The sequence below is a fragment of the Xanthobacter dioxanivorans genome (genome assembly GCF_016807805.1).
In the GTDB taxonomy this organism is placed as follows: Bacteria; Pseudomonadota; Alphaproteobacteria; order Rhizobiales; family Xanthobacteraceae; genus Xanthobacter; species Xanthobacter dioxanivorans.
The window spans coordinates 3704235-3730602 of sequence record NZ_CP063362.1 but is presented as its reverse complement, the minus strand read 5'-3'; the positions used below and the strand labels follow the sequence as shown (position 1 = coordinate 3730602).

Below are 26368 nucleotides of genomic sequence, written 5' to 3'. Positions count from 1 at the left end.
TTGAACGCGGGCGCCCCGGCCGCCATAAGGCGGTCCTTCGTTCCCGTGGAGGAGACCACTCTTGGACAAAACCGAGCTCGAACGCGTTCAGCGCTATTTGCGGACGCTCTTTGGCAATCCGCAGATCAAGATCGTTGCCTTCCCCCGGTCCAAGGATTCCGCAGAGGTCTATCTCGGCGAAGAATCCATCGGCGTCCTGTCCAAGGACGAGGAGGACGGCGAGCTCTCGTACAATTTCAACATGGCGATCCTCGACATTGACCTGGAGTGAGCGGCGACCTGGAGTGAGCGGCGGGAGCGACCGGCGCGGTCCACTCCTTGGCTCCTCCGGACGAAAGACATCCCCCGGACGCGCGGGGGATGAGAAGGGGGACGAGAGCCGCGCCGAGTGCGCCCCGCCCCGCATCACGCCGCCAGCCCCCGCGACAGGTCCTGCGCCTGACGCTCGAACAGGCGACGGTAGAGGCCGCCCTCCCGGCGCACCAGGGCATCGTGGTCACCCTCCTCCACGATCCTCCCCTTGTCGAACACCAGCAGGCGATCGAGCGAGCGCACCGTCGACAGCCGGTGGGCGATGACGAGGGTCGTGCGCCCCACCATCAGCCGCTCCATGGCCTCCTGGATGGCTGCCTCCGACTCCGAGTCCAGGCTGGAGGTGGCCTCGTCCAGGATCAGGATGGGCGCATTCGCCAGGAAGGCGCGGGCGATGGCGACACGCTGGCGCTCGCCGCCGGAGAGCTTCACGCCCCGCTCGCCCACCAGCGTGCCGTAGCCGCGGGGCAGGCGCTCGATGAAGTCCGCCGCATTGGCGAGCTCCGCCGCCCGGCGGATCTCCGCGAAAGAGGCATCGGGCCTGGCATAGGCGATGTTCTCCTTCAGCGAGCGGTGGAACAGGATCGGCTCCTGCTGCACCACCGCGATGGCCCGCCGGAGCGAGGCCTGGGTGACCCCGCGCACGTCCTGCCCGTCCACGGTGACCCGGCCGGCGGACACGTCGTGCATGCGCTGGATGAGCTTCACGAACGTGGTCTTGCCCGAGCCGGAATGGCCCACGAGGCCCACCCGCTCGCCGGCCTCGATGGCGACGGACAGGTCGGTGTAGAGCGGCTTCGTATGGCCGCCATAGTGGAAGGTGACGTGCTCGAAGGCGATGCGCCCCGCCTCCACCTTCACCGGCGCCGCGTCGCTGGCATCGGCGATGGCGACGCCCTGATGGTGGATCTCCACCAGTTCCTCCAGCTCGTTCAGCGAACGCTGGAGATTGTGCACGTGCATGCCGATGTCGCGCAGGTAGGAATGCACGACGAGGTAGGTGGTGAGCACATAGGCGATGTCGCCCGCGCTCGCCTCGCCCCGTTGCCACAGCCACAGCCCCGTGCCGATGATGGAGGCCTGGAGCGCCACCAGCGCCAGAAGCTGCGCCGTGCCCGCCCAGGTGCCCGCCATCCAGGTGCGCAGCGTGCGGCTGTTCCACTTGGCCAGCATCCGGTCGAGTCGCTCCTCCTCGCGGGTTTCGGCGCCGAAGCCCTTCACCACGGCGTTGCAGCCCACCGCATCCGCCAGCACGCCGCCCACGCGGGTATCCCACGCATTGGAGAGGCGCGCGGCGGGAGCGACGTAGTTGAGCGACAGGGCAAGTGTCAGCGACACGAACGCCACCGCCCCCACGGCCACCACCACGCCCATCACCGGCCAGTGCCAGCCGAGCAGCACGGCCGAGCCGGCGAGCGCCACCAGCGACGGCAGGAGCGCGACGAGCAGCGTGTCGTGCAGCACGTCGAGGGACCACATGCCGCGCGAGATCTTGCGCACGGTGGAGCCGGCGAAGGTCGAGGCGTGCCAGTCCGCCGAGAAGCGCTGCACCCGGGCGAAGGCATCCGCCGCCACATCGGCCATCATGCGCAAGGTGAGCCGCACGATGACGACGTAAGTGACGTGGCGCGCGCTCACCATCACCGCCCCGAGCGCCACGATGGCGAGGAAGGCCGCGACGGCCGCGCGCCAGCCCACCGCTCGGTCGGCGCCCGACAAGGCGTCGATGAGCCGTCCGGCGAAGAGGGGCACGAACACCTCCGCCACGGTTGCGACCAGCACGGCCGCCATGGTCGCGGCGATCACGCCCTTGCGGCGGCGCCAGTGGGAGAACAGGAAAGCGAAGACGGCACGGATGGACACACCGCGCCGGTGAGCCTGAAAGAGCGACATGACACGTTCCGGCCACGCAAGGCGCAGGGCCGGTCCCTGGTTCGGACAAGGAGAAGGCGGCGCCGGACGCGCCGCGTGAGATGAGTCGGAAGGCAATCGCAGGCGCAGCTGCCGCCGCCCTGCGCCTTGGGCGGCGCCGGCGCAGGGAGGATCTCGCGCGCTACGGGATGGGCCGACCTAGCGGCGAGGACGCCTGGGGATCACGTCCGTATGGTGCGTGCGCCGGAACATGCCGCGCACGAGGGACGGCTCATCAGACATGATGTGATGCATCGACACGACCCTCCCTCTTCTCGGACCTGACGCAAGGATAACCGCGCCGGAACGATCCGTCGAGGCCGGCCCCCTGCTCGCGCAGGGTGGGGCTCCTCCCATGCGGCCGATCTGCCGCGGGACGGGGCCTTTCACCGCGGCGCACTAGACGCTAAGGTCGCGGCGCTTTTTTGAACGCGCACGGGCGGAACCATGGCGGACACCGGTATTCCCCACTTCTGCAACGACCTCGGCGTCACGCTGATCGAGGTGGGCAGCAAGGAGTTCATGTGCATCGGCGCGAAGCCACCCTTCGACCACCCGCACATCTTCATCGACCTTGGCGACGACACCGAGCACGTGTGCCCCTACTGCTCCACGCTCTATCGCTACAATCCGGCCCTCGCGGCCGGCGAGGCGAAACCCGAGGAATGCGTGTGGCATGACGATCCCGAGGCGCGCACCGCCGCCTGAACAAGACGAGAGTTCGCCGGCCCCGCATGCGAGGCCGGAGCAAACCATGGTCCAGCCCATACCCTTTCGACCGAAACCCAGGCCCGCGGCGCGCAGCGCCGTGGTGGTCGGCGCGGGGATCGGCGGTCTTGCCTGCGCGCTCACGCTGCGCCGCGCCGGCCTCACCGTGCAGGTGGTGGAGCAGGCCCGCAAGCTGAAGGAGGTCGGCGCCGGCCTCCAGCTGACCCCCAACGCCACCCGCATCATCCGCGATCTCGGCCTGCTGCCGCGTCTCGAGGCCGTGGCCGTGACGCCGCGCTCCCTGGATGTACGCGACGGGCGCAGCGGCTCCACCATCACCCGCGCCCATTACGGCCCCGCCACCACGCGCTACGGTGCGCCCTTCCTCGTGGTCCATCGGGCGGATCTCCAGAACCTCCTCGCCGATGCGGCGCGCGAGGCGGGCGTGATCATCGCCCTCGGCGCCGACCTGACGGCGGTGGAGCCGGCCTTCGGCGGCGTGCGGGCGGTGGTGAAGCAAGGCGGGAACCTCTACGCCCACGGCGCCGATATCCTGGTGGGGGCGGACGGCGTGCGCTCGGCGGTGCGTGCCCATCTCGGCGTCGCCCGGCCGCCGGTCTTCGCCCGCCGCCTCGCCTATCGGGCGACGGTTCCCGTGCCGGCGCGGCATCCCCCCGACGTGCGGCTCTACCTCGGCCCCGATGCTCATCTCGTCGCCTATCCGGTCAAGGGCGGCGCGACGCTGAATCTCGTCGCCATCGTGAAGCAGGAGGAGCCCGTGGCCCGCTGGAGCGCGCCCGGCGACAGCGCCGCGGTGCACGCGGCCTTCGCCAGATGGGCGCCGGAGGTGCGCAGCCTGCTGGAGAGCGCGCCGCACTTCCTGTGCTGGGGCCTCTACGACATCGATCCCCTGCCCCGCTGGGGCTCCGGACGGGTGACCCTGCTGGGCGACGCCGCCCACGCCATGCTGCCCTTCCTCGCCCAGGGCGCGGCTCAGGCCATCGAGGATGCGGCCAGCCTCGCCAGCGCCATCCTCCGCGAAACCGACGCCGCCGCCGCCTTGCGCGCCTACGAGGCGGAGCGCCGCGCGCGGACCGCGCGCATCCAGAACGAGGCGCGGCGCAACGGCCTCGTCTACCACCTGTCAGGCCCGCCTCGCATCGCGCGGGACCTGGTGCTTCGCCGCTCGGGCGCCGGCCTCCTCGATCGCTACGGCTGGATCTACAAGCAGTAGCCGCCGGCCGGTTTGCCCGGATCCGCTTCACGGGGCCTGCCGGAGCGGGCATGGCAGGGGCAAGGTCGTGCCGATTTCGCCCGCTCGCCAAGCTCGCCCGCCACACCCACTGGACCTTGCCGGGCGGGCATGGTATCGGCCCGCCCCATTCTCGTGAGGAACTCATGGCGATCCGGCTTCAGCGACGACGACAGGACGTGCTGCGCATCTGCGCACGCTGTGCCCTGCCCGCCTGACGCCCGCGCCCACGCCCGGTCCACGACCGAAATCCGCGCGCGGGCCCTCTGCCCTGCCCGCGAAACGAGCCCCATGACCGAGCTTCCCCTGTCCATCGCCGTCGAGACGGCGGCCGATGACCGCGACATCGACAAGCTGCACGAGCGCACCTTCGGCCCCGGTCGGTTTGCCCGCACGGCTTTCCGCATCCGCGAGCAGACGCCGCACGAGCGCACGCTGTCCTACACGGCGCGGGTGGGCAACATGCTGGTGGGCTCGCTGCGCCTCACGCAGGTGCATATCGGCACGACCCCCGCGCTCCTGCTCGGCCCGCTCACGGTGGAGCCGCCCTTCCAGTCGGTGGGCATCGGCGCCCGCCTCATGGACGTGGCGCTCGAGGCGGCGAAGGCGGCGGGCCACCGGCTGGTGATCCTGGTGGGCGACGAGCCCTATTATGCCCGCTTCGGCTTCCGGCGGATTCCCACCGGCCTTGTCACCCTTCCGGGCCCGGTGGATCCCGCCCGCTTCCTGGTCGCCGAACTCGCCGAGGGCGCATTCGCCGGCGTGGGCGGGATGGTCGGCGCCTGAGCCGTCACAGGGTGCGGACGACCAGATAAAGCGCGAGGAGCAAGGCGAGGCCGAGATCGGAGACCATGGCGATGATCTCCTTCCGGCTGCGTTCGGCATTGAACACATGGCCCATGCCGGCGAGCCCCAGGAAGATGGCGCCCGCCACCGCCCCGGGCACGGCGAAGGCCGGGACAGGCAGCGCCAGGAAGCCGACGACACCCATGGCGGTGTTGGCGAAGCCCAGCTCGCGGACCACGATCTGCGCTCGCGGGTCCTCGATACCGAGCATGCCCGCGGTGAATTGCGGCCGCACCATCTGGCTCACGCCCGCCGACAGCAGCCGTGCGCCGATGCCCCACACCACGAACCAGCGTCCGGCGACCATGAGCGGCGCCCCGCCGGCGACAGTGAGCTCCGCCACCGTGGACGCGAGGGGGAGCACGAGCATGGTGAGCAGGACGACGGCGAGATACATGGGAACAGCGCTCCAGAGGCCGGCGCATGCTACAGGCCCTGGGCCGCGAAGGCAGAGGCCGGCGTCGAAAATGCGCCTCAGACGAGCCGGGCCTCGACAAGTGCATTCAGCTCGGCCGCATTGCGCACCTGGAGCTTGCGCATGAGGCGCAGGCGATGGCCCTCCACCGTGCGCGGCGACAGGCCGAGCAGCTTGGCGATCTCCTTGCTCGTGCGCCCCCGCGCCACATGGCAGGCCACATCCCGCTCGCGGCGCGAGAGGGCGCCATCGAGATGGACCGGGGTGGGCAGCTCGGTGAAGCTCCAGACCGCCAGCGCCAGCGGATCGGCCGGCGTCAGGGTCTGCCCGGCGACACGGCACCAGAAGATCTCGCCGTCGCTCCGCTTCATGAAGCGCTCGTCGGCGAAAAGGCCTCGCTCCCGCAGCGGCGCCATCCAGCGGTCCACCACAGCGGCAAAGTCGTCGACACAGGGATAGATCTGCGCCAGCGAGCGGCCGGTGAGCATCTCCACCTCCCGCCGGAACAGCGTGGCGAAGGCGTCGTTGCACGCATGGATGATGCGGTGCTTGGACAAGGCCAGCGCCACGGGGGCCATGCGGAAGCCCAGCACCAGTTCGCCACCCTCGAAGCTCACGCGCCGCCTCTCGCCGAAACCGAATTGCGTGATTCTACGCATTGCGGCGGCGCTGTCACCCGAGCTTACGTGAACGCCAAGCATCAGCGACGCGACGCCGGCCAACCGGCGCGCCGGGGAGCTCGGCTCCTGCAAGGGAAGGACACATGACGCCAAACCATTGCGGCCGCCGTGCCGCATCGCACCGTCATCCGCGCATCGCGGCGGAAGGCCGGTCGTGACCATCTCCCGCCGGCGGCGGGTCGAACGGCGCAACAGCATTTTCAGCACCAGCCGGAGCATGGCGGCGCGCGCCGAAATCGCCGCGAGGCAGGCGACCGCGAGGGCGTGACGCCGCCTGCGCAGGCATCGGCACGACACAACACGGACAAAAGGGAGAAGCGCGATGGCGCAGCGGCTTTCAGGCAAGACGGCGATCGTGGTGGGCGCGGGCTCGGTCGGCCCCGGCTGGGGCAACGGCAAGGCCACCGCCGTTCTGTTCGCCCGTGAGGGAGCGAACGTGCTCTGCGTGGACGTGAACGCGGCGGCGGCGGCCGAGACCGTGGAGATCATCCGCGGCGAGGGCGGTTCGGCGGAGGCGTTCCATGCGGACGTCTCGAAGGGCGAGGAGATCGCCGGCTTCGTTGCCGCCTGCCTCGATCGCTACGGCCGCATCGACGTGCTGGACAACAATGTGGGGCTGGCCGAGGTCGGCGGGGTCGTGGAGCTCAAGGAAGAGGTGTGGGACCGCATGTTCGCGGTGAACCTGAAGAGCTGCTACCTCGCCATGAAGCATGTCATTCCGGTGATGGAGCGCCAGGGTGGCGGATCCATCATCAACATCTCCTCCATCGCCTCCATCCGCTGGACCGGCGTGCCCTACTCCACCTACTACGCGACCAAGGCGGCCATGAACCACCTGTCGCGCACCACCGCCGTGGAATACGCGGCCAAGCACATCCGCGTGAACTGCATCCTGCCGGGCCTGATGAAGACGCCCATGGTGGAGAAGTCGACGGGCCTCGCGCAGAGCTACGCCGCCCCTGGCGACGTGGAGGCCATGTGGAAGGCCCGCGACGCCCAGGTCCCCATGGGCCACATGGGCACCGCCTGGGACGTGGCCTACGCCGCGCTGTTCCTGGCCAGCGACGAATCCCGGTACGTCACCGGCCTCGATCTGGTGGTCGACGGCGGCGTCACCCTGAAAATGGTCTAAGAGACGCCGTGCGACGAACGTCGTAGTTTTCGCGGCGATCCGTTCAACAAGGACGCGAGAGGGAGGACTTCATGAAGATTGGCAAGTTCCTGGCCGCCGCCGCCGTGTGCGGCCTCATGGCCGGCACCGCCCACGCCGAAGACATCGCGGTGAAGCTCGGCGTGCTCAACGACATGTCCGGCGTCTATGCCGACATTTCCGGCCCCGGCTCGGTGGTGGCCGCGCAGATGGCGGCCGACGACTTCATGGCCAAGAACAAGGGCGTCAAGGTGGAGGTGGTCGGCGCCGATCACCAGAACAAGCCGGACGTCGGCTCCGCCATCGCCCGCAAGTGGTACGATCAGGAGAATGTCGACGTCATCATGGACACCACCACCTCCTCGGTGGCGCTGGCGGTCAATGACGTGACGCGCGAGAAGAACAAGATCTTCCTCGTCTCCGGCGGCGGCAGCTCGGACCTCACCGGCGCCAAGTGCTCGCCCAACACCGTGCATTGGACCTACGACACCTGGGCGCTGGCCAACGGAACCGGATCGGCTATCACCAAGCAGGGTGGCTCGCCCTGGTTCTTCATCACCGCCGACTACGCCTTCGGCGCGGCGCTGGAGCGTGATGCGGCCGCGGCCGTGAAGAATGCGGGCGGCAAGGTCGCCGGCAGCGTGAAGCACCCGCTCAGCGCCACCGACTTCTCCTCCTTCCTGCTGCAGGCGCAGTCGTCCGGCGCCAAGGTCATTGGCCTCGCCAATGCCGGCGGCGACCTCATCAACGCCATCAAGCAGGCCTCCGAGTTCGGCATCGTCGAGGGCGGCCAGTCGCTCGCCGGCCTGCTGATCTTTTCCAGCGACGTGAAGGCCATGGGGCTGAAGGCGGCGCAGGGCCTGCTGCTCACCGAGGCTTTCTACTGGGACCTCAACGACCAGACCCGCGCCTTCTCCAAGCGCTTCGCCGACAAGTTCGGTGGCAAGATGCCGACGAGCTCGCAGGCCGGCGTGTACTCTAGCGCCATGCACTACCTGGACGCCGTAAAGGCTGCCAACACGAAGGATGCGCCGAAGGTGATGGCGCAGATGCGCGCCACCCCCATCGACGATCCGCTGTTCGGCAAGGGCGAGGTGCGCATCGACGGCCGCGCGACCCATCCCATGTACCTGTTCAAGGTGAAGAAGCCGGCCGACTCCAAGGGGCCGTGGGACCTGTACGAGCTCGTGGCGACGATCCCCGCCAACGAGGCCTTCCGCCCGCTGGCCGATGGTGGTTGCCCGCTGGTGAAGTAGGACAGGCGAGGCCGGGCCTCCCCGGAGCCAGCGGCCAGTGATCCGGCCCTCCCCCGCGGGGAGGGCCTTTTTATTGGCGGGCGCTGCGCCGGGGGGATGGCGAAGCGCACCAGAAAGTGCGACTTGATTACCCATACTCTTTTTGCGGGAAGACCTCATGCGCATCGCGGCATCCGTGGGGCTTGTGCTGCTCTCGGCTCAGGTGGCATCCGCGGACATCGTCCGCGCGCCGCAAGCGTGGCGCGTCGACCCGGCCCCCTTCCGCCAGGCGGACGGCAATAAGAACAAGGCGAACGAGGAGCTCAGCGGCGCCGCCTGCGCCACCGGCACCAACCGCTGCCTGGTGGTGAACGACGAGGGGCGCTTTGCCCAGTTCTTCGAGATCAACGGCACCACCATTGCTCCCAAGGAGGTCATCGGCCTGCTGCCGCCGAAGATCGGCGGCAAGACCATGAAGGAGCTGGATGCCGAGGCCGCCGACTACGTGGCACCACGCGCGGGCGCGGTGGGGGCGTCCGGCTATTTCTACGTCACCGGCTCCCACGGCGCGTCGCGCAAAGGCAAGGCGCAGCCCTCGCGCTCGTTCGTGCTGCGCTTTCCGGTGGATCCGGCCACGGGGCACCCCACCTTCGCCTTTGATGCCGAGGATGCGGCGCCGCAGATCGAGCGTAGCGCGGCCCTGCGCGCCGCACTCGCGAAACTGCCCGAGGTGGGGTCCTTTGCCGAGCGCAGGCTGGATGAAAATGGCGTGACGGTGGAGGGCTTCGCCGTCCTGGGGCAGGAGGCCCTGTTCGGCCTGCGAGGCCCGTGCATTGCGGGTCATGCCTTCGTGGTCCGCACCCCGGTGGAAACGCTGTTCTCGGGCGAGCCGGTCGTTGCCGGGGCGAGCCGGCTCGCCCTGGGCGACAATGTGGGCATCCGTGATCTCGCGCGCGTCCAGGGCGGCGTGCTCATCCTCAGCGGCCGCAGCAACGACACGCGCGATCAGGCCGCCTTCAATTGCGAGAAGCCCGGCGTCGCGCCGGAGCCGGGGGCGCAGGTGTGGTTCTGGAGCGGCAAGGACGGTGATGCCGCCCGCAACCTCGGCACCCTGCCCGGCCTTCCCGCGACGCACAAGGCCGAAACCCTGCTGGTGCTGGGGGAGGACGCGGCGCGCTATCGCGTCCTGGTCTGGTTCGACGGCGTTCCCGACGGCGATCCGACGGAGTTCTTCATCGGCAAGTGATGGCGGGGGGCGCGACGCTTAGCCCGTCCCACTCGCCAAGACCTCCGCAAGCGGGGTTTCCGGCACACGGGCCGCCGACAGCACACGCTCGCGGCCTCTCAAAAACGCCCCCGGAACGATGGTTCCGGGGGCGTTGATGTTCCCAGGCCCCGTTATGAGCCCTTTTCCTGCGCACCGTCACCGGCTCTGCGGATCACTCCGCCGCGACCACCTGCGGGCGGCCGCGGGCGAGACGCTCGCGCTTGAGCAGCTCGGCCACAAGGAAGGCGGTCTCGATGGCCTGCTCGGCATTGAGGCGCGGATCGCAATAGGTGTGGTAGCGATCCCGCAGATCCTCGTCCGAGATGGCCCGGGCGCCGCCGGTGCATTCGGTGACGTTCTTGCCGGTCATCTCCAGATGCACGCCGCCGGCGAATGTGCCCTCGGCCGCATGGATGTCGAAGAAGGAGCGGATCTCCGACTGGATGCGCTCGAACGGCCGCGTCTTGTAGCCGGAGGCGGCCTTGATGGTGTTGCCGTGCATGGGATCGCACGACCACGCCACCACGCGCCCCTCCTTCTCCACCGCCCGGATGAGGGCGGGCAGGTGGTCGCCCACCTTGTCCGCGCCGAAGCGGCAGATGAGGGTGATGCGGCCCGCCTCGTTGTCCGGCTGGAGGATGTCCAGCAGGCGGATCAGCCCATCGCCCGAGAGCGAGGGCCCGCACTTGATGCCGATCGGATTGCGGATGCCACGGAAATATTCCACATGCGCATGGTCCGGCTGGCGGGTGCGGTCGCCGATCCACAGCAGGTGGCCGGAGGTGGCGTACCAGTCGCCGGACGTGGAATCCACCCGCGTCAGCGCCTGCTCGTAGCCGAGCAGCAGCGCCTCGTGGCTGGTGAAGAAGTCCGTGGTCCGCATCTCCGGGTGGCTCTGCGGATTGATCCCGCAGGCGCGCATGAAGTCGAGCGCCTCGGTGATGCGGTTGGCCAGCTCCTGGTAGCGCGAGGACTGGGGTGAGTCCTTCACGAAGCCCAGCATCCACTGATGGGCGTTCTCGAGGTTGGCATAGCCGCCATTGGCGAAGGCCCGCAGCAGGTTGAGCGTGGCCGCCGACTGGCGGTACGCCTCGATCTGCCGGCGCGGGTCGGGAATGCGCGCCTCGGGGGTGAAGGCGATGTCGTTCACGATGTCACCGCGGTAGCTGGGCAGCGTCACGCCGTTCTCGGTCTCGGTATCCGAGGACCGGGGCTTGGCGAACTGGCCGGCGATGCGGCCCACCTTCACCACCGGCGAGCCGCCGGCGAACGAGAGCACCACCGCCATCTGCAGGAACACGCGGAAGAAATCGCGGATGTTATCGGCGGAGTGCTCGTCGAAGCTCTCGGCGCAGTCGCCGCCCTGGAGCAGGAAGGCTTCGCCCTTCGCCACCTTGGCGATCTCCGCCTTCAGGCGGCGCGCCTCGCCGGCGAAGACGAGGGGCGGGTAGGAGGCGAGCTTGGCTTCCACCTCGGCGAGCACGGTCTTGTCCGGATAATCGGGCATCTGCACGCCGGGATAAAATCGCCAGCTGTCCGGACGCCAGCCTTCGGCGCGGCGAGAAACCTCGGCGCCAGGGACAGGTGCGGATTGCGGGCGGGTCACCATTTCACTCTCCATTTTCGAAAGCCGGCCGGTTCTTCCGTGCCGGTCCGCCCCGCTGGTGCGCCGTTGGCGTTCCTCTTGTGTTCGCGAGGCCGGAAGGCGGGCTTATACACGAAGGCGCGCCGCGCCGAAAGCACACGCCGCAACAGGCTCGCCCCTGCGGCCGGCCGGCTTGACGGCCATGTGATGTCGATGCGGGGGCAGCGCCTTCATTCCGTTACGGAACAAGGCCATCCTCCCGGCACTTTCCCCTGGTCGACAACCCGCCCGGAGATTCCAGCGATGACCTCGACCCACCATCCGCCGCTTCCGCATCACACCCCCGCCCGGCGGACCTCCCGCACCCTCGTGCCATGGGTCCTCGCCGGATTGCTTTCGTCCGTCGGGGCGGCCGTCGCCCATCACGGCTGGGGCAGCTACGACACCTCCAAGGCCTTCACCATGACCGGGCCGGTCGCCCATCTCGAATGGTCCAACCCGCATGCGCACCTCGCCATGCAGCATGATGGCTCGACCTGGATCGCCACCCTCGCCCCCATCTCGCGCATGCAGACCCGCGGCCTCACCCCCGAGATGCTCCAGACGGGCACGCAGGTGAGCATCTACGGCTATCCCTCGACCCGCACCGTGGGGGAGATGCGGGCCGAACGCATCACCGTGGGCGGCAAGACCGTGGAACTGAGGTAGGCGTCGATGGAGAGCCTGTTCGCCCTCGCCGCCGCGCTGGAGGGCTCCGCGCTCGGACAGGCGGCGCGCGCGAGCATCTGGCTTTATCCCGTGGCGAACCTCACCCACGTCCTGGGCGCGGCCCTGCTCGTGGGCGCGTCCGCCACCTTCGACATCGCCATCCTCAGGGGCGACCGGGCGGCACGGTGGGTGCTGCGCGCCGGCATGTGGCTGGCAGCGCTCGGGCTCGTCGTCCAGGTGGCCTCCGGGGTGGTGCTGTTCGCGGCGGAGGCCGGACCGCTGCTGCGCAATGCCGCCTTCCTCGCCAAGCTCGCCTTTATCCTCGTGGGGCTGGCGAACATCGCCGTCTTCCACCTCTTCTTCCGGCCGGAGCCGACCGGAGGACGGTATGCGCGAGGCGCACGGCTCGCGGCGGGGGTGTCCCTTCTCGCCTGGGTCGCCGCTCTTCTCCTGGGCCGCACCATCGCCTATGTGTGACCCTCAGGCTGCCGCCCCGCGCGGCGCCCCGTCCAGTCCGTGTCTGTTGCGGGACACGTCCAACACCAGAGCGTATCATGTCCCTGCCCCAGCGTGCCGCCGCAACCCGCGACCCTGCCTCCGGAGCGGGGCAGGCGGCCGCCAAGTCCTCCGCCGGAAAGACTCGGACGCCCCAGCCCCTGCGCCCCGCCTTCCCGGAATTCGTCGCCCTCATCGCCCTGCTGATGGGAATGACGGCCTTCTCCATCGACAACCTGCTGCCCGCCTTCGGCGCCATCCGCGCCGACTTCGCGCTGGCGGATCCCAATCGCGTGCAGGTGATGGTCTATGCCTACCTGCTCGGCATCGGCGCGGCGCAGTTCTTCTATGGCCCGGTGTCCGATGTGCTGGGCCGTCGGCCGATCCTGTTCGCCGGCCTCGCCATCTATGCGGCGGGCAGCCTCATCGCCCTGTTCACCACCGATTTCAACGTTCTTATCGCGGCCCGCGTCATCCAGGGCGTGGGAGCGGCGGCGGGGCGGGTGCTGGCCATCGCCATCGTGCGCGACCGCTTCGAGGGGCGCGAGATGGCCCGCATCATGTCGCTGAGCATGATGGTCTTCCTCACCGTGCCCATCGTTGCTCCGGCTCTCGGCAGCGTCATCCTCGTCTTCGGCTCCTGGCACCTCATCTTCGTGGCCATGCTGGCGCTGGCGCTGCTGCTGTGGGTCTGGTTCGGCCTGCGCATGCCCGAAACGCTGCATCCCGAATACCGCATCCCGTTCTCGCTGCGCGGCATCGGGCGGGCGGTGGTGCTCACCCTCACCACGCGCCGGTCGGCGGGCTATGCGGTGGCCATCGGCCTGATGATGGGATCGCTGATGGCCTATGTGGGCTCGGCCTCGCAGGTCTTCCAGACCGACATCTACAAGCTCGGTCACCTGTTCCCGGTGGCGTTCGCGGCAGTGGCCGGCATCATGGCGGTCGCCGCGTTCATCAACGCCTCGCTGGTGCGGCGCGTGGGCATGCGGCGGCTCTCGCACGGCGGTATCTGCGGCTTCATCGCCACCGGCGCGCTGATGGTCGGCTCCAGCCTCGCCTTCGACGGCAAGCCGCCCCTCGTGCTGTTTTGCGCCCTCGTGGCGTCGGCCCAGTTCCTGTTCGCACTCACCGTGCCCAACTTCAACTCCATGGCCATGGAGCCGCTCGGGGCGGTGGCGGGCACGGCCTCCTCCTTCATCGGCGGCTTCACCACCCTGATGTCGTCGGTGCTCGGCTTCTTCGTCGGCCGCGCCTTCGACGGCACGGTGCTGCCCCTGAGCCTGGGCTACATGGTACTGGGCGCCATCGCGCTTGGGTGGGTGCTGTGGGCGGAGAAAGGCCGGCTGTTCGGGCACAATCCCTGAGCCCCGCCCGAGAGCTGCGCCTTCTCAGGCCTTGGTGCGCAGCGTCACCAGTTCCTCGGCGGAGGTGGGATGCACGGCGACGGTGCGGTCGAAATCCGCCTTCGTCGCCTTCAGCCCCAGCGCCACCGCGGCGAGCTGGATCATCTCGGACGCCGCATCGCCCATGATGTGGCAGCCGAGCACGCGATCGCTCTCCTGGTCCACCACCAGCTTCATGAAGGTGCGCGTCTCGCGCCCCGACAGGGTCGCCTTCAGCGGGCGGAACGAGGTCTTGTAGATGTCGATGGCGCGCCCGGTGGCCCGCGCCGCCTCCTCGGTGAGCCCCACGGTGCCGATCTCCGGCTCGGAAAACACCGCGGTGGCGACGAGCGAGTGGTCCACCGTCCAGGGCTTGTTGCCGAACACCGTGTCGGCGAAGGCGTGCCCCTCGCGGATGGCGACCGGGGTCAGGTTGATGCGGTTGGTCACGTCGCCCACCGCATAGATGGAGGGCACGTTGGTGCGGCCGGCCTCGTCCACCACCACCGCGCCCACGTCGTCGAGGGCGACGCCGACCTCGGCCAGGCCGAGATTGCGGGTATTGGGCACGCGGCCCAGAGCGAGCATCACGTCGTCCACCTCGAGGCTGCTGCCGTCGGACAGCACGACGCGCTTGCCGCCGGCGATGACCTCGATCGACGCGATGGTGCACCCCGGCGCGAGGCGGATGCTGGCGCGAGAGAGCTCGGCCTGCAGATGGTCGCGGATCTCGCCGTCGAAGCCGCGCAAGACCCTGTCGCCGCGATAGACGAGGGTCACATCCGCCCCGAGGGCGCGGAACAGGCCGGCAAACTCCACGGCGATGTAGCCCGCCCCCTGGATGAGGATGCGGTCCGGAAAGTGCGTGAGGTTGAACGCCTCGTTGGAGGTGATGGCGAGCTCGCAGCCGGGAATGGCCGGCCCCAGCGCCGGATGCGCGCCGGTGGCGACGAGGATGTAGCGCGCCGTGATCTCCTCGCCGGTGGAGAGGATCCGCACCGTGTTCGGTCCGGCCACCACGGCACGGGAGGCGACCACCTCCACGCCGGCATTTTCCGCATTGCGGCGGTAGATGCCTTCCAGCCGGGCGATCTCCTTGTCCTTGTTGGCGACGAGGGTGAGCCAGTCGAACTCGTGCTCGCTCACGCGCCAGCCGAACCCGGCCATGTCCTCGAGATCGTGGGCGAACCGCCCGGCATAGACGAACAGCTTTTTGGGCACGCAGCCACGGATGACGCAGGTGCCGCCGATGCGGTACTCCTCCGCCATCATCACCTTGGCGCCATATTGTGCCGCGATCCGCGCCGCGCGGACGCCGCCCGACCCGGCGCCGATGACGAACAGATCCACTTCCCGCTGTGCCATGCCGAGCTCCCGGCTTCCGCGACCGCGCACAGTCGCGCCTTCGACTTTGAACGCGTGACTTGAAGGACCCCTGCCCCGCCGTCAAGCGATCGCGCGGTCACGGCTGCGCGCTTGCAGGGGCGGCATTTGAGTGCTTCAAGGCGGGCAAATGCAAAGACAGGCCCATGGCTGAGACCGCAATTCCCCCGCTGTGGCTCGCGAGCGCGCCAGCAGCGGACGGGCGAAGGTGCTTCCGGCTGCCGCTCCTGCTGCGCCTCAGGGCGATCCGGCACGGTTTGCCGCTGGTGCTGGAGGCGGCGGGGGCGGATCGCGCGCTGGATCTCGTGGTGCGTGACCGGGCCGGCGCCGCGCTGGCGCGCGAGACACTGGGCGCGACGGGCCCGTTCGTGGTGTTCCTGCCACCGGGCGCCAGGACCCTGGAGGTGGCCGGCGCGGGCGACCTTGCCGCGGTGCGGCTCGGATACTTCCCGGTGCAAAAGGTGGCCCTCAAGCTGCATGCCTTCGCCAACGGGCGCTTCCCCGACACCGGATCGGGCCGGCGCTGGAAGGCGGCAGGCATCGCCGCGCGGACCCTGCGCGGAGCCCTCCACGCGCGGATCTCCGCCTCTCCCGCCCGCAGGCGCGGCGAGGCGGCGCGCTATCGCGCTTTCCGCGCCCGCTTCGTGGACGATTTCCGCACCGTGCCGGCGAGCGAGGCCGCGCCGCGCCTCAGCCTGGTGTCGGATGCCTCCACCGTCACGCCGGCGGCGCTCGCCCGTTGCGCCCACGCCCTCGCCGCGCAGACGGATCACGCCTTCGAGTGGGTGGTGGCCCTGCCGCCGGAGCGCCTGCCGCAGGAGGCCGACGTCCTTGCCGCCGCCGGAGCGCAGGTGATTCCCGCCTCCACCCCGGGAGTGGAGGCCCTTTCCTCCGCCCTCCAGGCCGCCGCGGGCGGCCTCGTCCTGTTCCTCGATGCGGCCGGGAAGCCGACGCGGGATGCGGTGGCGCTCATCCGCTCCACCTTCGCCCGCCATCGCGACTGCGCCCTCGCTTATGCCGACGAGGAGCGCCTGGATGCGGACGGAACCCCGCTCCACGGTGTCTTTCACCCTGCCTTCAACCGGCACCTGATGGAAGCCTCAGGCTATCTCGCCGGCTTCGCGGCCCTGCCCCGCGCCGACGCCCTGCGCCTCGGCCTGTCGGAAGGCGCGGGTCCGGCGGCGGTTTACGACCTGCTCCTGCGCCACATCGCCGGCCTCGACCCCGCCCGCATCCGCCACATCCCGCGCGTCGCCTTCGGCATCGAGGGCCGGCCGCCGGGCTTCGCGCCGGGCGCCATCGGCCCGGCGTCGCGGGCCCTGGCGCAACGGCTCGGCGTGCCGGTGGAGGTCGTCGGCGGGCGGCACCTGAGGCCGATTTATCCGGTGCCCGACACAGCGCCCCTGGTCTCCATCGTGGTGCCGACCCGCGACCGGGCGGCGCTGCTGGGCACCGCCCTGCGCTCGCTCATCGCGCGAACGGACTATCGGACCTTCGAGATCATCGTCGTCGACAACGGCTCGGTGGAACCGGAGACGTTCGACCTGTTCGAGGAGATCAAGGGCCTGTGGCCGCAGACCACCGTGGTGCGGGACGACGGCGGCTTCAACTTTCCGCGCATCTGCAATCTCGGCGTCGCGGCAGCGCGCGGCGAGCTGATCCTCCTCCTCAACAACGACATCGAGGTGGTGGATGGCGGCTGGCTTTCGGAAATGGTCGCCCTCGCCGCCCTGCCGAAGGCCGGGATCGTCGGGGCGAAGCTGCTGTTTCCCGAGCGCACGGTGCAGCATGCCGGCGCCATCGTCGGGCTGTTCCGCTATGCCGACCACTGGTTTGCCCACAGCGCGGCCGATGCGCCGGGCTATGAGGATCGCCTCCTGGTGCGGCAGAACCTCTCCGCGGTTACCGCCGCCTGCCTGCTGATCCGGCGTGATGTCTGGGACACCATCGGCCCGCTCGACGCCGAGCGCTTCGCCGAGGACTGCAACGATATCGATCTGTGCCTGCGGGCGCGGCGGGCGGGGTACGACGTGGTGTTCACGCCCTTCGCCGTGCTGCTGCACCACGAATCCGCATCACGCGGAAAAAAGCGCTCCAAGGCGCATCGCGAGCGGCTGAAGGCGCAGCGGGCACGGATGGAGGCCATCTGGCACACTTCCACCGTCGTGGACCCGCACTACAGCCCCAACCTCAGCCGCAAGAGCCTGTTCGCGGCCCAGTCGCCGGAGCCGGAGGGGGCGCGGGAACCGCGGACCGACACCGTCTGACGGGCATCGCGGCGGGGATCAGCCGGCATGACCGGCAAGCGGGCGTGATCCGGTCCCGCCCGGATCACGCCACCGGGGTCACAGATTGACGCCGCGCTTCTTCATCTCGGCGCGGATACGCTCCGATGCCTCGTTGCCCACCTGGGCGCTCCAGGTCTGGACGCCCTTCATGGCATCCTGGAAGATCGCCGGGCGCTCCTGCACCAGCTTCGCGCCGGTGGGGGTACGGTAGAAGGCGATGGCATCCTTGAGTTCCGCCTCGGAGAAGCGGCTGGCATAGACGCTGGCGAAAATGTCGACGACCTCGGCTTTGCGCTTCTCGAGATCGGTGGCCACCTGCATCCCGACCTCCCCGAGCTGCTTGGCCAGGTCCGGGTTGGTCTGAAGGAGACGGCGGGCGGCCTGCTCGACCACATTCGCGATCACGCCGTCGAAGATGCGCGCCTCACCGTTCACGGCAACGAGCTCGCGCGACAGCTGCATCTGCGCCGCACTCGGAGGCTTGACCGCCGGGGCGGCCTGCTGCGCGCTGGCCGGCAGGCTCAGGAGCGCCGGCGCGCCAGCGACCGCGAGGGCCATCGCAAGCACGAGCCGGGTGGTGGTGGCACGCTTGAAAGCGACCGGAAGGGAAACGCGCATGGATTTCTCCGGAAAGAGGAAAACTAGAAGCTGCCGTGTTCCAGCACGATGACACCGTCCGGCCCGGCCAGGACGGCACGCCGCGCGAGGCCGAGGAAGAGACCGTGCTCGACCACCCCGGGCACCTCCTCCAGCGCACGCGCGAGGCGGGCCGGGTCGGGAATGCGACCGAGATGGGCATCGAGGATCAGGTGCCCCTGATCGGTGACGAAAGGATGGCCGTCCCGGTCGCGGCGCACCGTCACCGGTCCCTCGCAACCGGCGGCACGCACCGCCTCGCTCACATGGCGCTCGATGGACACGACGCCGAAATCCACCACCTCGATGGGCAGGGGAAAGCGGCCGAGAACGTCGACCTTCTTGGATGCATCAGCGATCACCACCATCTCGCGCGCGGCACGGGCGACGATCTTCTCGCGCAGCAGCGCGCCGCCGCCGCCCTTCACCAGCGCGAGGCCGGGGCCGATCTCGTCGGCGCCGTCCACGCACAGGTCAAGCTCGCCCGCCTCGTCGAGGGTGGCGATCGGCACGCCGAGGGACACCGCCTGCTCCAGCGTCTGCTGGGACGTGGGCACGCCCAGGATGGTGAGGCCGTCGCGCACCTTTTCCGCCAGGAGCTCCACGAAGTGGCGGGCGGTGGACCCCGTGCCGAGGCCGAGGCGCATGCCGTCGGTCACATAGGTGAGGGCATGGGCGGCGGCGCGGCGCTTGAGGTCTTCGGGGGGCATGGACATTTCCGTTCCGGCCGCCCCTGCAGCGTCCGGCGGCGACCGGGACGACCGGGATGGCTCATCGTTGCCAAGGGGACGGCTGCGCCGCCCTCCCCGCCTCTAGCCCCGATCCGCTCCGGCGACAAGCGGCGCGACGCCTCACCGCGCCGGGGCCGTGCACACCAGGAGGGATTCGACCGCGCCCTTCACCCCCGGCACCTCGCGCACGTAGCAGATGCTCATTTCGCCGGTGGCGCGGTTGACGCGGAACACGCCGGTCTCGCCCTCGTATCGGGTGGGGACGAGGACGTAGTCGCCCGCTTGCAGAGGGCCGGCGCCCTGTCCCTGGGTGAAGCACCGCGTGACGCCCACGGGATTTCCCTCCGGGCGCTCGAACTGGCAGGCGTTCATCTCGCCGGTCTGGCGGTTGACGCCGAACACGCGGTTCGCCTGCGCCGATGGCGGGGCGGCGAAATCGTAGCCCGCACTGCCCGGCTGCTGCGCGCGTGCGCCACCGGCCCCCGCCAGCAACCCGGCCATGCCGCACAGGCCGGCAACCACCACCGCGAACATATGGCCCCGCTTGCATGCCTGTCCGAGAATAACGCCCTGCATTCATCCCTCCTTGTGTCCGCGCACCCCGACCCTTGGCCGGGACTGCGCCACGCGGCCGCAGCCACATGGACGGGGCGACGCTCGCGCGGAAAAGCGGCAGGATTTATGGCAGAGGGTGGGGACGGCGCCCCCAACACCTTGACTGCCCCCGAGGAGACGCCTGCATGACCACTCCCCTTCCCCCCAATCGCCTTCCCCCCACGCCCCTTTCCCCGAGCCGCCCCTTGGTCGCCTTCGACCTCGACGGCACCCTCGTCGATACCGCGCCCGATCTGCTCGATGCCCTCGACCTCGTGCTCTCCACCCACAAGATCCCGCCGGTGGACCGCGCGGCCGCGCGCAACATGATCGGGGGCGGGGCCCGCCTGCTCATCGTGCGCGGCCTGAAGAGCGAGGGCCTGGTGCTGCCCGACGAGGAAGTGGCGGCGATGACGCAGCAGTTCATCGCTCATTATGCCGAGCACATCGCCGACAGCTCGCGCCCCTTCCCCGGCCTCATCGAGGCGCTGGACCGGCTGGAGGCGAAGGGCGCCTGCCTCGCCGTGTGCACCAACAAGCTGGAACACCTGGCGCGGCTGCTGCTCGACGCCCTCGACCTGACCAAGCGATTCTCTGTCATCACCGGCGCCGATACCTATGCGCGCAGCAAGCCGGACCCGCTGCCGCTCCTCTCCACCATCAGCGCCGCGGGCGGCTCGGCGGCACAGGCGATCATGGTGGGCGACAGCATCACCGACGTGCTCACCGCACGCGCGACCGGGGTGCCGGTGGTGGCGGTCTCGTTCGGCTATACCGAGACACCTCCCCACGCGCTCGGCGCGGACGTGCTGATCCACCATTTCGACGAGCTGGAAAAAGCCGTGGATGCCCTGCTCGCCCGCGGCGCGGCCTGATCGGCCATCCACAGGCCGGCGGGGCGCACCCGCCGGCTTTGGCAACGCGCACTTGACAGGGAGGGCCGCACGGCTCTAAACGGCCCTCCTCGCAATGGCGCGGGCGATTAGCTCAGCGGGAGAGCACTCCCTTCACACGGGAGGGGTCGCAGGTTCAATCCCTGCATCGCCCACCATTTTCCAGCGTCCGGCAGCAGAGCAAGTTTCAGGGCCAAAACGCGGCCTGAAGGTAGCCGGTGGCTGGCCCTGGACCCGCCGTCCGTTCCACTCGTGTTCGAGCAGCTTGACCGCGACAGATGGGCTCCATCCGGCTCGGTTGATCCACCAGCGCAGGATAGGCCGTGACGTGGCCCACATCCGTAAATCATCCCACGGCGCGGGGCGCCTTGCCTGCGAGCGGACGCGGGCGCCACGGGAAGCTTCGCACCGACGAGGCGCTGCGGGCCGATCCCCGTCCGCGCGCGCCATCGGGAAAGCACGCCAGACCGGCATCGTCTTCCACGCCGATGGGGTAGGCCGGACCGCGCGCGGGGCGTTGGGCTGAAAAGGGTACAAAGAAAAGCCCCGCCGAAGCGGGGCCTATAATAGGACACGAAAAACAAATCGCGCCAAGATGGGAATGCCAGATCACCAATCAGCTGGCATTCTTGATCTTCAACCCATCCTCATAAGATACTTCCTTATAATCCGAGAGAGAAGAATATTTCAGACCAACGTCAGCGAGCGCATCAAGCTTGGCGGCCGTGTCGAACTTCTTCAACTTTACCTTATCGACATAAAATGTATCGATAAGCTCATTGTATACCGACGTTTCGTCAATGAAGATTGCGAATATCTTCACATCTCCAAATCGTATGAACAGCCGGTTTCCCTGCGGCAGATCGGCGATATAGATGAAATAATTTCCATCCGCATCGAGTGCCGCTCCGAAGCTCTCAACGAGTTTGGGCAGGGTTTCATAATTTGCAATTGACCCGGCGAGGAAACCGATCCCCGGCTTACCGCTTTCAGAAACGGAAAAGACCTCCTTGATGACGGTCTCGGGACCATCGTAGGAAATCTCGCCGCGATAGCCGAAGCGACCGGCAACGTGGGTATCGGCGTTCAGGAGAGGCTTCAAAAGCCGGCCTTCGGTGTCGAGCTTGCCGAAAGGCGTATCTGCAATAGCCGTCATAAAATAGCCCTCTTCAAAAGTCGTTACGGGCATGCCCGGGAGTATCCCGCCGTTTTCATCAACGGGCACTTGTCGTATTTCAGAATTATTACTTAAAGATACTACTTGCAGCGCCCTGCCATTATAACTTCGGCAACGCGGGTTTTGGTCTACCGCCTCAGGGACATTCTCCGCGTAGCGCCCAGCTACGATCGTCCCGATGACGAAGGATGTCCTAGCACGGGAGGAACCAATCGAGAAATCGGGTTAAGCCCGGAGGAGCGGGGTCGCGCGGTCCCTGAAGACCCCCTGAGGAAATTTCGAGCCGGCCTGCGGCGGGTGGAAGCCGGCGCAGCCGCTCCCCCGACGCCGAGGCGGATGGCAAGGCCTGGATGCGCTCTCCCCGCCGGACCGTTCGGGGATCCGGCGGGGAGATCGTTGATGCGCTATGGCCGCCACTGGCGGGGTCGTCGCCCGCCAGGCCCTGTTCGCCAATGGCCTGCCCGGCTCAATGGTCCAGGTTGCCCTCGGCGAAGAAGTGCTTGCGGATATCCTGGGTGAACCGGACGAACTGGGATTCGCCCATGATGGAGAGTTCACGCGGGCGGGGCAGATCGATGTCGTAGATCGCCTCGATCGCCCCCGGCCGGTTCGACATCACCACCACCCGGTCGGCGAGATAGACCGCCTCGGGAATGGAATGGGTGATGAGCAGCACCGTCTTGCGGGTTTCTATCCAGATGCGCTGGAGTTCGGCATTCATGCGCTCGCGGGTCATGGCGTCGAGCGCGCCGAACGGCTCGTCCATCAGCAGGACGCTGGGATCGTGCACCAGCGCACGGCAGATGGCGGCGCGCTGCTGCATGCCGCCGGACAACTCCCACGGAAAGCGTTCCTCGAAGCCATCGAGCCCCGCCGTCTTGAGGAGCCGTGCGGCCGCCGCGCGATAGGCCGCCTTGTCGCGCCCGCGCATCTCCACCTGGAGCAGGATGTTGTCGCGCACGTTGCGCCACGGCAGCAGCACCGGGCTCTGGAACACGATGCCCACGTCGTCCAGCGGCTCCTTCACCGTCTTGCCGCCGATGGCGATGGCGCCGCTGGTGGCGGGCAGCAGACCCGCCACCAGCTTCAGCAAGGTGCTCTTGCCGCAGCCGCTCGGCCCGACAATGGCGACGAACTCGCCGCGGGCGATCGTCAGGTCGATGGGCCGGAGCGAGGGCACGTGCCCGCCCTTCGACTTGTAGGTCTTGGTGAGGCTGGAGATTTCGATGTGCGCCTCGCGCGCCGCGGCAACGGGCGACGGTGCAGCAGGCGCCGGGGCGACGGCGTGGAGGGCCATTCGAGCTGCTCGCGTGACATGACCTGTCATGGGAGGAATTCCGCCGTGTAATAGTCGGTGGGCTGGCCGCGCTCGGACGCCGTCATGCCGCCATATTGGGTCAGCACGTCGAGCGTGTCCGCGATGAGCGCAGGATTCATCTGGAAGGGGCGCGGGCCGAGCGCGTTCGGGGCGCTGTAGAGGGCCTGCGAATATTGCAGGCTGCGCAGTTGCGCGTCGGGAAGACCCATCTTGGGATAGGCGGCGAGGAGCACGTCGATGGCCCCCTTCGGGTCCTTCTGCGCCGCCTCCACGGCTCGGGTCGTTGCCCGCATGAACCGCTTGACCAGGTCGCCCCGCGACTTGATGGTCTCGTTGCTCGTCACGATGCCGAGGCTGACGATGTTCACGCCGACATCGGTGAAGCGAAGCATCGTCACCGGCTTGTTGATGATGTCGGGCAGGCGCGCGCCCTGTTCCGTGGTGTAGCCGATCAAGCCGTCCGCCTGGTTGTTCACCACCGCGTTGAGCTTGGTCTGCGCATCACCGGAAACAGTCCGGACGCTGGAGTCGGCGACACCGATCTTCTTCAGGTAAAGCGGCAGCAGCGGCGTCACGGCATCCCCGGGGGTGATCGCGATGATCTTGCCGGCGACGTCCTTCGGGTCCTTGATCTTGCCCTCGGGCGAGACGATGGCGGCGGGGGTGCGCTGCAGGAGCACGCCGACCGCTTTCAGCGGCGCGCCCTTTGCGACCGCCTTCATCATCACCGTCACGTCGGCCAGGCCGAAGGTCACCGTACCGGCGGCCGCCGCCTGGACCGTCACGCCGGAACCACGGCCCTCCTGGATCTCGAGGTCGATGCCCTCGTCCCGGTAGAAGCCCTTGTCACGGCCGAGAACGAAGGGCGCATGCTCGCCGTAGGCGAACCAGTTGAGCATCAGCACCGCCTTGTCGAGCGGCTTTGCGGCGGTCTGGGCCAGAGCCGGAGCGACGAGGCCGGATGCGATGCACAATGCGATGACATTTCGCCAGATCATGATTTCCTCCACCGTTGGTTTTGTTTTTTACGTTTATGTCCTTGCGCGCCTTCAGGCGGCGCCGGCCGCATCCGTGCGGCGCGAGGCGTGCCAGGGGATCAGCAGGTGTTCCAGCAGGTCGAGGGCGGTGAACAGGATCACCCCCATCATGGACAGCACGAACAACGCCGCGAACATCAGCGGCAGGTCGAAATTGCCGTTGGCGATCTGCAGGACGTAGCCGATGCCGGAATTCGACCCGACGAACTCGCCCACCACCGCCCCCACCACCGCAAGGGTGATGGACACCTTGAGCCCGCCGAAGATGCCGGGCAGGGCATGGGGCAGCCGGATGCGCAGGAACGTGCGCACCGGCCCGGCGCGCATGGAGCGGGCAAGGTCGATCATCTCCGCGTCGATGCTCTTGAGCGCCAGCACGGTCGCAACCACCACCGGGAAGAACCCGAGCAGGAAGGCGGCGATGATCTTCGGCACGATGCCGAAGCCGAACCACACCACGAACAGCGGCGCCACGGCGATCTTCGGCACGCTCTGGGAGAAGACGAGGATCGGGTAGAGATAGCTCTCGATCGTGCGGGACGAGGCGATCAGCAGCGCCACCGGAATCCCGAACAGCGCACTGAGCAGGAAGCCGCCGAGGGTGGCGTAGAGCGTCGGCAGGCTCTCGCGCAGCAGCAGCGGCCACTGGGCCACCACCTGCTCCACCACCAGCGACGGGGCGGGGATGAGGTACGGCGGAATCTTGAAGATCCGCACTCCGATGTCCCATCCGACCAGGATCACCGCCACCAGCAGCAGCGGTCGGGCGGCCTCCGAGGAGGCCAGCTTCTTGAGGGTGCCGAGCATGACATGCGCCTTTCCGGTGCTGCGTCAGACGACGCTCTGGTGCTGGTCGCCCAGCCCGGCGATGCCGAGCCGGACGCGGGCGCCGCGGGTGAGGTAGGTGGGCGGCTTCAGGCCGAGGCCGACACCGGCCGGCGTGCCGGTGATGATGAGATCGCCGGGCGCGAGCGTCATGAAGCGGCTGACATAGCTCACCACCTCGGCGACGCCGAAGATCATCTGCGCAGTGGAACTGGACTGGCGCATGAGGCCGTCCACCTCGCAATACATGTGGAGGGCCTGCGGGTCCGGCACCTCGTCCGCCGTCACGAGATAGGGGCCGACCGGGCAAAAGGTGTCGTGGCTCTTGCCCTTGGTCCACTGACCGCCGTGCTCCAGCTGGTGGGCGCGCTCGGACACGTCATGGGCGACGCAGTAGCCGAACACATGGTCGAGCGCGGCTTCCGCCGTCACGTCCCGCGCGGTGCGGCCGATGACGACGCCCAGCTCCACCTCCCAGTCGGTCTTCTGCGATCCTTCCGGCAGGCGAATGGCATCGTTCGGGCCACAAAGGGAGGTGGTGGCCTTCAGGAACAGAATGGGCTCGGAAGGGATGGCCGCGCCGCACTCTCGGGCGTGATCGTGATAATTGAGCCCGATGCCGACGATCTTGCCGATCCGGGCGAGCGGCTCCGCGAGACGTACCGTGCCGTCCACCACCGGAAGCGTGGCTGGATCGAGAGCGCGCAGGGAGGAAAGGCGGGCCGGGTCGTCGAACATGGCCTTGTCGATATCGCCCACATGTCCGGCGAGGGAACGCAGCGTGCCGTCCGGGGCGGCGAGGCCTGGGCGCTCCTCGCCGGGCGCGCCGTATCTGAGGAGCTTCATTGCATGTCCTTCCGGGCGGAGGCGCGCAGGTCTTCAGCGCGGATGCGGGTTTCCAGCCAGTAGATGCTGCGGTCGAGGTCGCGGGCGCCGGGCGAGAGGCGCCGTTCGAGACGCTCCGCCCCCTCCTCCGCCTGGGCGCGGTCGAGGGCCTCGATGGCGATCAGGTAACGCTGCCTGCCGGGGCCGCCGGCATAGATCCGGCGCTCCGCCGTCATGATGCTGGAAGCCTCCGCATCCACCTCGTAGAGGGCCCCGGAAACGGCCGCGAAGCCGTTGCCGGACAGCGCCTCGACCACCTGGTTTTCCAGTGTTTCGGCCGGCCGCTCATCGTCGAAGCGCAGCAGCAGGACATAGGGCGCGTAGCCCCCCTCCGGCCCGACCGCACGCAGCTTGCGATAGAGTGTGCGGGTGGGATTGCGGAAGTGGGCCAGGGCCTCCTGCGTCCAGGGCGTGGGGCGGTTCAGGGCGGAGAGATAAGCCTCGCTCCGCAACACTTCCGGCCCGGCCGTGACGTAGCACATGAAGAAGTTGGGGCCGCCGGGGGCGCCGCGATAGCGCCGCCCCTCGATAAAGCCCGGTATGCCGAGGCGCTCGGGAATGTGCTCGCAATTGTGCCATTCCTGGTAGCGCAGCTGGTAGTCCTGGTCGATGTCGGACCAGAAGCCCATGAAGCCGAGATAACCGTTCATCG

At 68.6% G+C, this 26368-nt stretch carries 26 protein-coding genes and 1 tRNA gene; 13 read left to right on the top strand and 14 right to left on the bottom strand.

Annotation, left to right across the window (positions count from 1 at the left end; all coding sequences use genetic code 11):
- Positions 1 to 61: 61 nt before the first annotated feature.
- Positions 62 to 271, top strand: coding sequence for a DUF3126 family protein (locus tag EZH22_RS17390; RefSeq protein ID WP_203191783.1), 210 nt, complete (start codon positions 62 to 64; stop codon positions 269 to 271).
- Between the two features lie 134 nt (positions 272 to 405).
- On the opposite strand, the gene EZH22_RS17385 is transcribed toward EZH22_RS17390, so the two are convergent.
- Entirely contained in the window at positions 406 to 2205 is a 1800-nt protein-coding gene (locus EZH22_RS17385) for an ABC transporter ATP-binding protein (protein ID WP_203191782.1), read from the bottom strand.
- Positions 2206 to 2670: 465 nt separating this feature from the next.
- Between EZH22_RS17385 and EZH22_RS17380 the strand changes: the two genes are divergently transcribed.
- From EZH22_RS17380 to EZH22_RS17370, 3 genes are all read left to right on the top strand, one after another.
- Entirely contained in the window at positions 2671 to 2931 is a 261-nt protein-coding gene (locus EZH22_RS17380; RefSeq protein WP_203191781.1) for a zinc-finger domain-containing protein, read from the top strand.
- A gap of 46 nt (positions 2932 to 2977) precedes the next feature.
- Complete coding sequence (locus EZH22_RS17375; protein ID WP_203191780.1) at positions 2978 to 4165, top strand: FAD-dependent monooxygenase; 1188 nt, start codon at positions 2978 to 2980, stop codon at positions 4163 to 4165.
- Between the two features lie 309 nt (positions 4166 to 4474).
- Positions 4475 to 4969, top strand: coding sequence for a GNAT family N-acetyltransferase (locus EZH22_RS17370; RefSeq protein WP_203191779.1), 495 nt, complete (start codon positions 4475 to 4477; stop codon positions 4967 to 4969).
- Between the two features lie 4 nt (positions 4970 to 4973).
- On the opposite strand, the gene EZH22_RS17365 is transcribed toward EZH22_RS17370, so the two are convergent.
- Together EZH22_RS17365 and EZH22_RS17360 are read right to left on the bottom strand one after the other, a co-directional pair.
- Entirely contained in the window at positions 4974 to 5426 is a 453-nt protein-coding gene (locus EZH22_RS17365; RefSeq protein ID WP_203191778.1) for a DUF6790 family protein, read from the bottom strand.
- Between the two features lie 77 nt (positions 5427 to 5503).
- Positions 5504 to 6061, bottom strand: a complete 558-nt coding sequence (locus tag EZH22_RS17360; RefSeq protein WP_203191777.1) for a LuxR family transcriptional regulator — start codon at positions 6059 to 6061, stop codon at positions 5504 to 5506.
- A gap of 385 nt (positions 6062 to 6446) precedes the next feature.
- Between EZH22_RS17360 and EZH22_RS17355 the strand changes: the two genes are divergently transcribed.
- The 3 genes from EZH22_RS17355 (at position 6447) to EZH22_RS17345 (ending at position 9755) form a co-directional block, all read left to right on the top strand.
- Complete coding sequence (locus EZH22_RS17355) at positions 6447 to 7256, top strand: SDR family NAD(P)-dependent oxidoreductase (RefSeq protein ID WP_203191776.1); 810 nt, start codon at positions 6447 to 6449, stop codon at positions 7254 to 7256.
- Positions 7257 to 7327: 71 nt separating this feature from the next.
- On the top strand, positions 7328 to 8530 hold the full coding sequence (locus EZH22_RS17350; RefSeq protein WP_203191775.1) for an ABC transporter substrate-binding protein: 1203 nt from the start codon (positions 7328 to 7330) through the stop codon (positions 8528 to 8530).
- Positions 8531 to 8687: 157 nt separating this feature from the next.
- Positions 8688 to 9755, top strand: coding sequence for a DUF3616 domain-containing protein (locus EZH22_RS17345; protein ID WP_203191774.1), 1068 nt, complete (start codon positions 8688 to 8690; stop codon positions 9753 to 9755).
- Positions 9756 to 9948: 193 nt separating this feature from the next.
- Here EZH22_RS17345 and EZH22_RS17340 read toward each other — a convergent pair whose 3' ends face one another.
- Positions 9949 to 11385: a class II 3-deoxy-7-phosphoheptulonate synthase gene (locus EZH22_RS17340; RefSeq protein ID WP_203191773.1), complete on the bottom strand. Its 1437-nt coding sequence runs from the start codon at positions 11383 to 11385 to the stop codon at positions 9949 to 9951.
- 279 nt (positions 11386 to 11664) lie between these two features.
- Between EZH22_RS17340 and EZH22_RS17335 the strand changes: the two genes are divergently transcribed.
- The 3 genes from EZH22_RS17335 (at position 11665) to EZH22_RS17325 (ending at position 13931) form a co-directional block, all read left to right on the top strand.
- Complete coding sequence (locus EZH22_RS17335) at positions 11665 to 12069, top strand: DUF6152 family protein (protein WP_231711019.1); 405 nt, start codon at positions 11665 to 11667, stop codon at positions 12067 to 12069.
- A gap of 6 nt (positions 12070 to 12075) precedes the next feature.
- Positions 12076 to 12546: a hypothetical protein gene (locus EZH22_RS17330; protein ID WP_203191772.1), complete on the top strand. Its 471-nt coding sequence runs from the start codon at positions 12076 to 12078 to the stop codon at positions 12544 to 12546.
- Positions 12547 to 12623: 77 nt separating this feature from the next.
- Complete coding sequence (locus tag EZH22_RS17325; RefSeq protein ID WP_203191771.1) at positions 12624 to 13931, top strand: multidrug effflux MFS transporter; 1308 nt, start codon at positions 12624 to 12626, stop codon at positions 13929 to 13931.
- Positions 13932 to 13955: 24 nt separating this feature from the next.
- Here the strand turns inward: EZH22_RS17325 and gor are convergent, their stop codons facing one another.
- Entirely contained in the window at positions 13956 to 15314 is a 1359-nt protein-coding gene (gor, locus tag EZH22_RS17320; RefSeq protein WP_203191770.1) for a glutathione-disulfide reductase, read from the bottom strand.
- A 164-nt stretch (positions 15315 to 15478) separates the two neighbouring features.
- Between gor and EZH22_RS32415 the strand changes: the two genes are divergently transcribed.
- On the top strand, positions 15479 to 17599 hold the full coding sequence (locus EZH22_RS32415) for a glycosyltransferase family 2 protein (RefSeq protein WP_203191769.1): 2121 nt from the start codon (positions 15479 to 15481) through the stop codon (positions 17597 to 17599).
- Positions 17600 to 17677: 78 nt separating this feature from the next.
- Here the strand turns inward: EZH22_RS32415 and EZH22_RS17310 are convergent, their stop codons facing one another.
- The 3 genes from EZH22_RS17310 to EZH22_RS17300 all read right to left on the bottom strand — a co-directional run bounded on the left by EZH22_RS17310 (position 17678) and on the right by EZH22_RS17300 (position 19563).
- Entirely contained in the window at positions 17678 to 18238 is a 561-nt protein-coding gene (locus EZH22_RS17310; protein ID WP_203191768.1) for a DUF2059 domain-containing protein, read from the bottom strand.
- 23 nt (positions 18239 to 18261) lie between these two features.
- Positions 18262 to 18966 (bottom strand): ribose-5-phosphate isomerase RpiA, encoded by a 705-nt coding sequence (gene rpiA, locus EZH22_RS17305; RefSeq protein WP_203191767.1) that lies wholly within the window; start codon positions 18964 to 18966, stop codon positions 18262 to 18264.
- A gap of 141 nt (positions 18967 to 19107) precedes the next feature.
- Positions 19108 to 19563 carry a hypothetical protein gene (locus EZH22_RS17300; RefSeq protein ID WP_203191766.1) on the bottom strand — a complete coding sequence of 152 codons (456 nt, stop codon included), beginning with the start codon at positions 19561 to 19563 and terminating at the stop codon, positions 19108 to 19110.
- A 164-nt stretch (positions 19564 to 19727) separates the two neighbouring features.
- Here EZH22_RS17300 and gph point away from each other — a divergent pair, with 164 nt between their 5' ends.
- Together gph and EZH22_RS17290 are read left to right on the top strand one after the other, a co-directional pair.
- Positions 19728 to 20456, top strand: coding sequence for a phosphoglycolate phosphatase (gph, locus tag EZH22_RS17295; RefSeq protein ID WP_203191765.1), 729 nt, complete (start codon positions 19728 to 19730; stop codon positions 20454 to 20456).
- 101 nt (positions 20457 to 20557) lie between these two features.
- Positions 20558 to 20632, top strand: a tRNA-Val gene (locus EZH22_RS17290).
- Positions 20633 to 21090: 458 nt separating this feature from the next.
- Here the strand turns inward: EZH22_RS17290 and EZH22_RS17285 are convergent.
- The 6 genes from EZH22_RS17285 to EZH22_RS17260 all read right to left on the bottom strand — a co-directional run bounded on the left by EZH22_RS17285 (position 21091) and on the right by EZH22_RS17260 (position 26366).
- Positions 21091 to 21699 carry a hypothetical protein gene (locus EZH22_RS17285; RefSeq protein ID WP_231711018.1) on the bottom strand — a complete coding sequence of 203 codons (609 nt, stop codon included), beginning with the start codon at positions 21697 to 21699 and terminating at the stop codon, positions 21091 to 21093.
- A 418-nt stretch (positions 21700 to 22117) separates the two neighbouring features.
- Positions 22118 to 22948: an ABC transporter ATP-binding protein gene (locus EZH22_RS17280; protein WP_203191764.1), complete on the bottom strand. Its 831-nt coding sequence runs from the start codon at positions 22946 to 22948 to the stop codon at positions 22118 to 22120.
- Positions 22949 to 22974: 26 nt separating this feature from the next.
- Positions 22975 to 23967, bottom strand: a complete 993-nt coding sequence (locus EZH22_RS17275; RefSeq protein WP_203191763.1) for an ABC transporter substrate-binding protein — start codon at positions 23965 to 23967, stop codon at positions 22975 to 22977.
- A 51-nt stretch (positions 23968 to 24018) separates the two neighbouring features.
- Positions 24019 to 24813, bottom strand: a complete 795-nt coding sequence (locus tag EZH22_RS17270; RefSeq protein WP_203191762.1) for an ABC transporter permease — start codon at positions 24811 to 24813, stop codon at positions 24019 to 24021.
- A 24-nt stretch (positions 24814 to 24837) separates the two neighbouring features.
- The gene (locus EZH22_RS17265) at positions 24838 to 25677 is read right to left on the bottom strand and encodes a fumarylacetoacetate hydrolase family protein (protein WP_203191761.1); all 840 of its coding nucleotides are present in this window, start codon (positions 25675 to 25677) and stop codon (positions 24838 to 24840) included.
- Positions 25674 to 26366: a DUF4286 family protein gene (locus EZH22_RS17260; RefSeq protein WP_203191760.1), complete on the bottom strand. Its 693-nt coding sequence runs from the start codon at positions 26364 to 26366 to the stop codon at positions 25674 to 25676. Before EZH22_RS17260 ends, EZH22_RS17265 begins: the two co-directional genes overlap by 4 nt.
- Positions 26367 to 26368 lie beyond the last annotated feature (2 nt).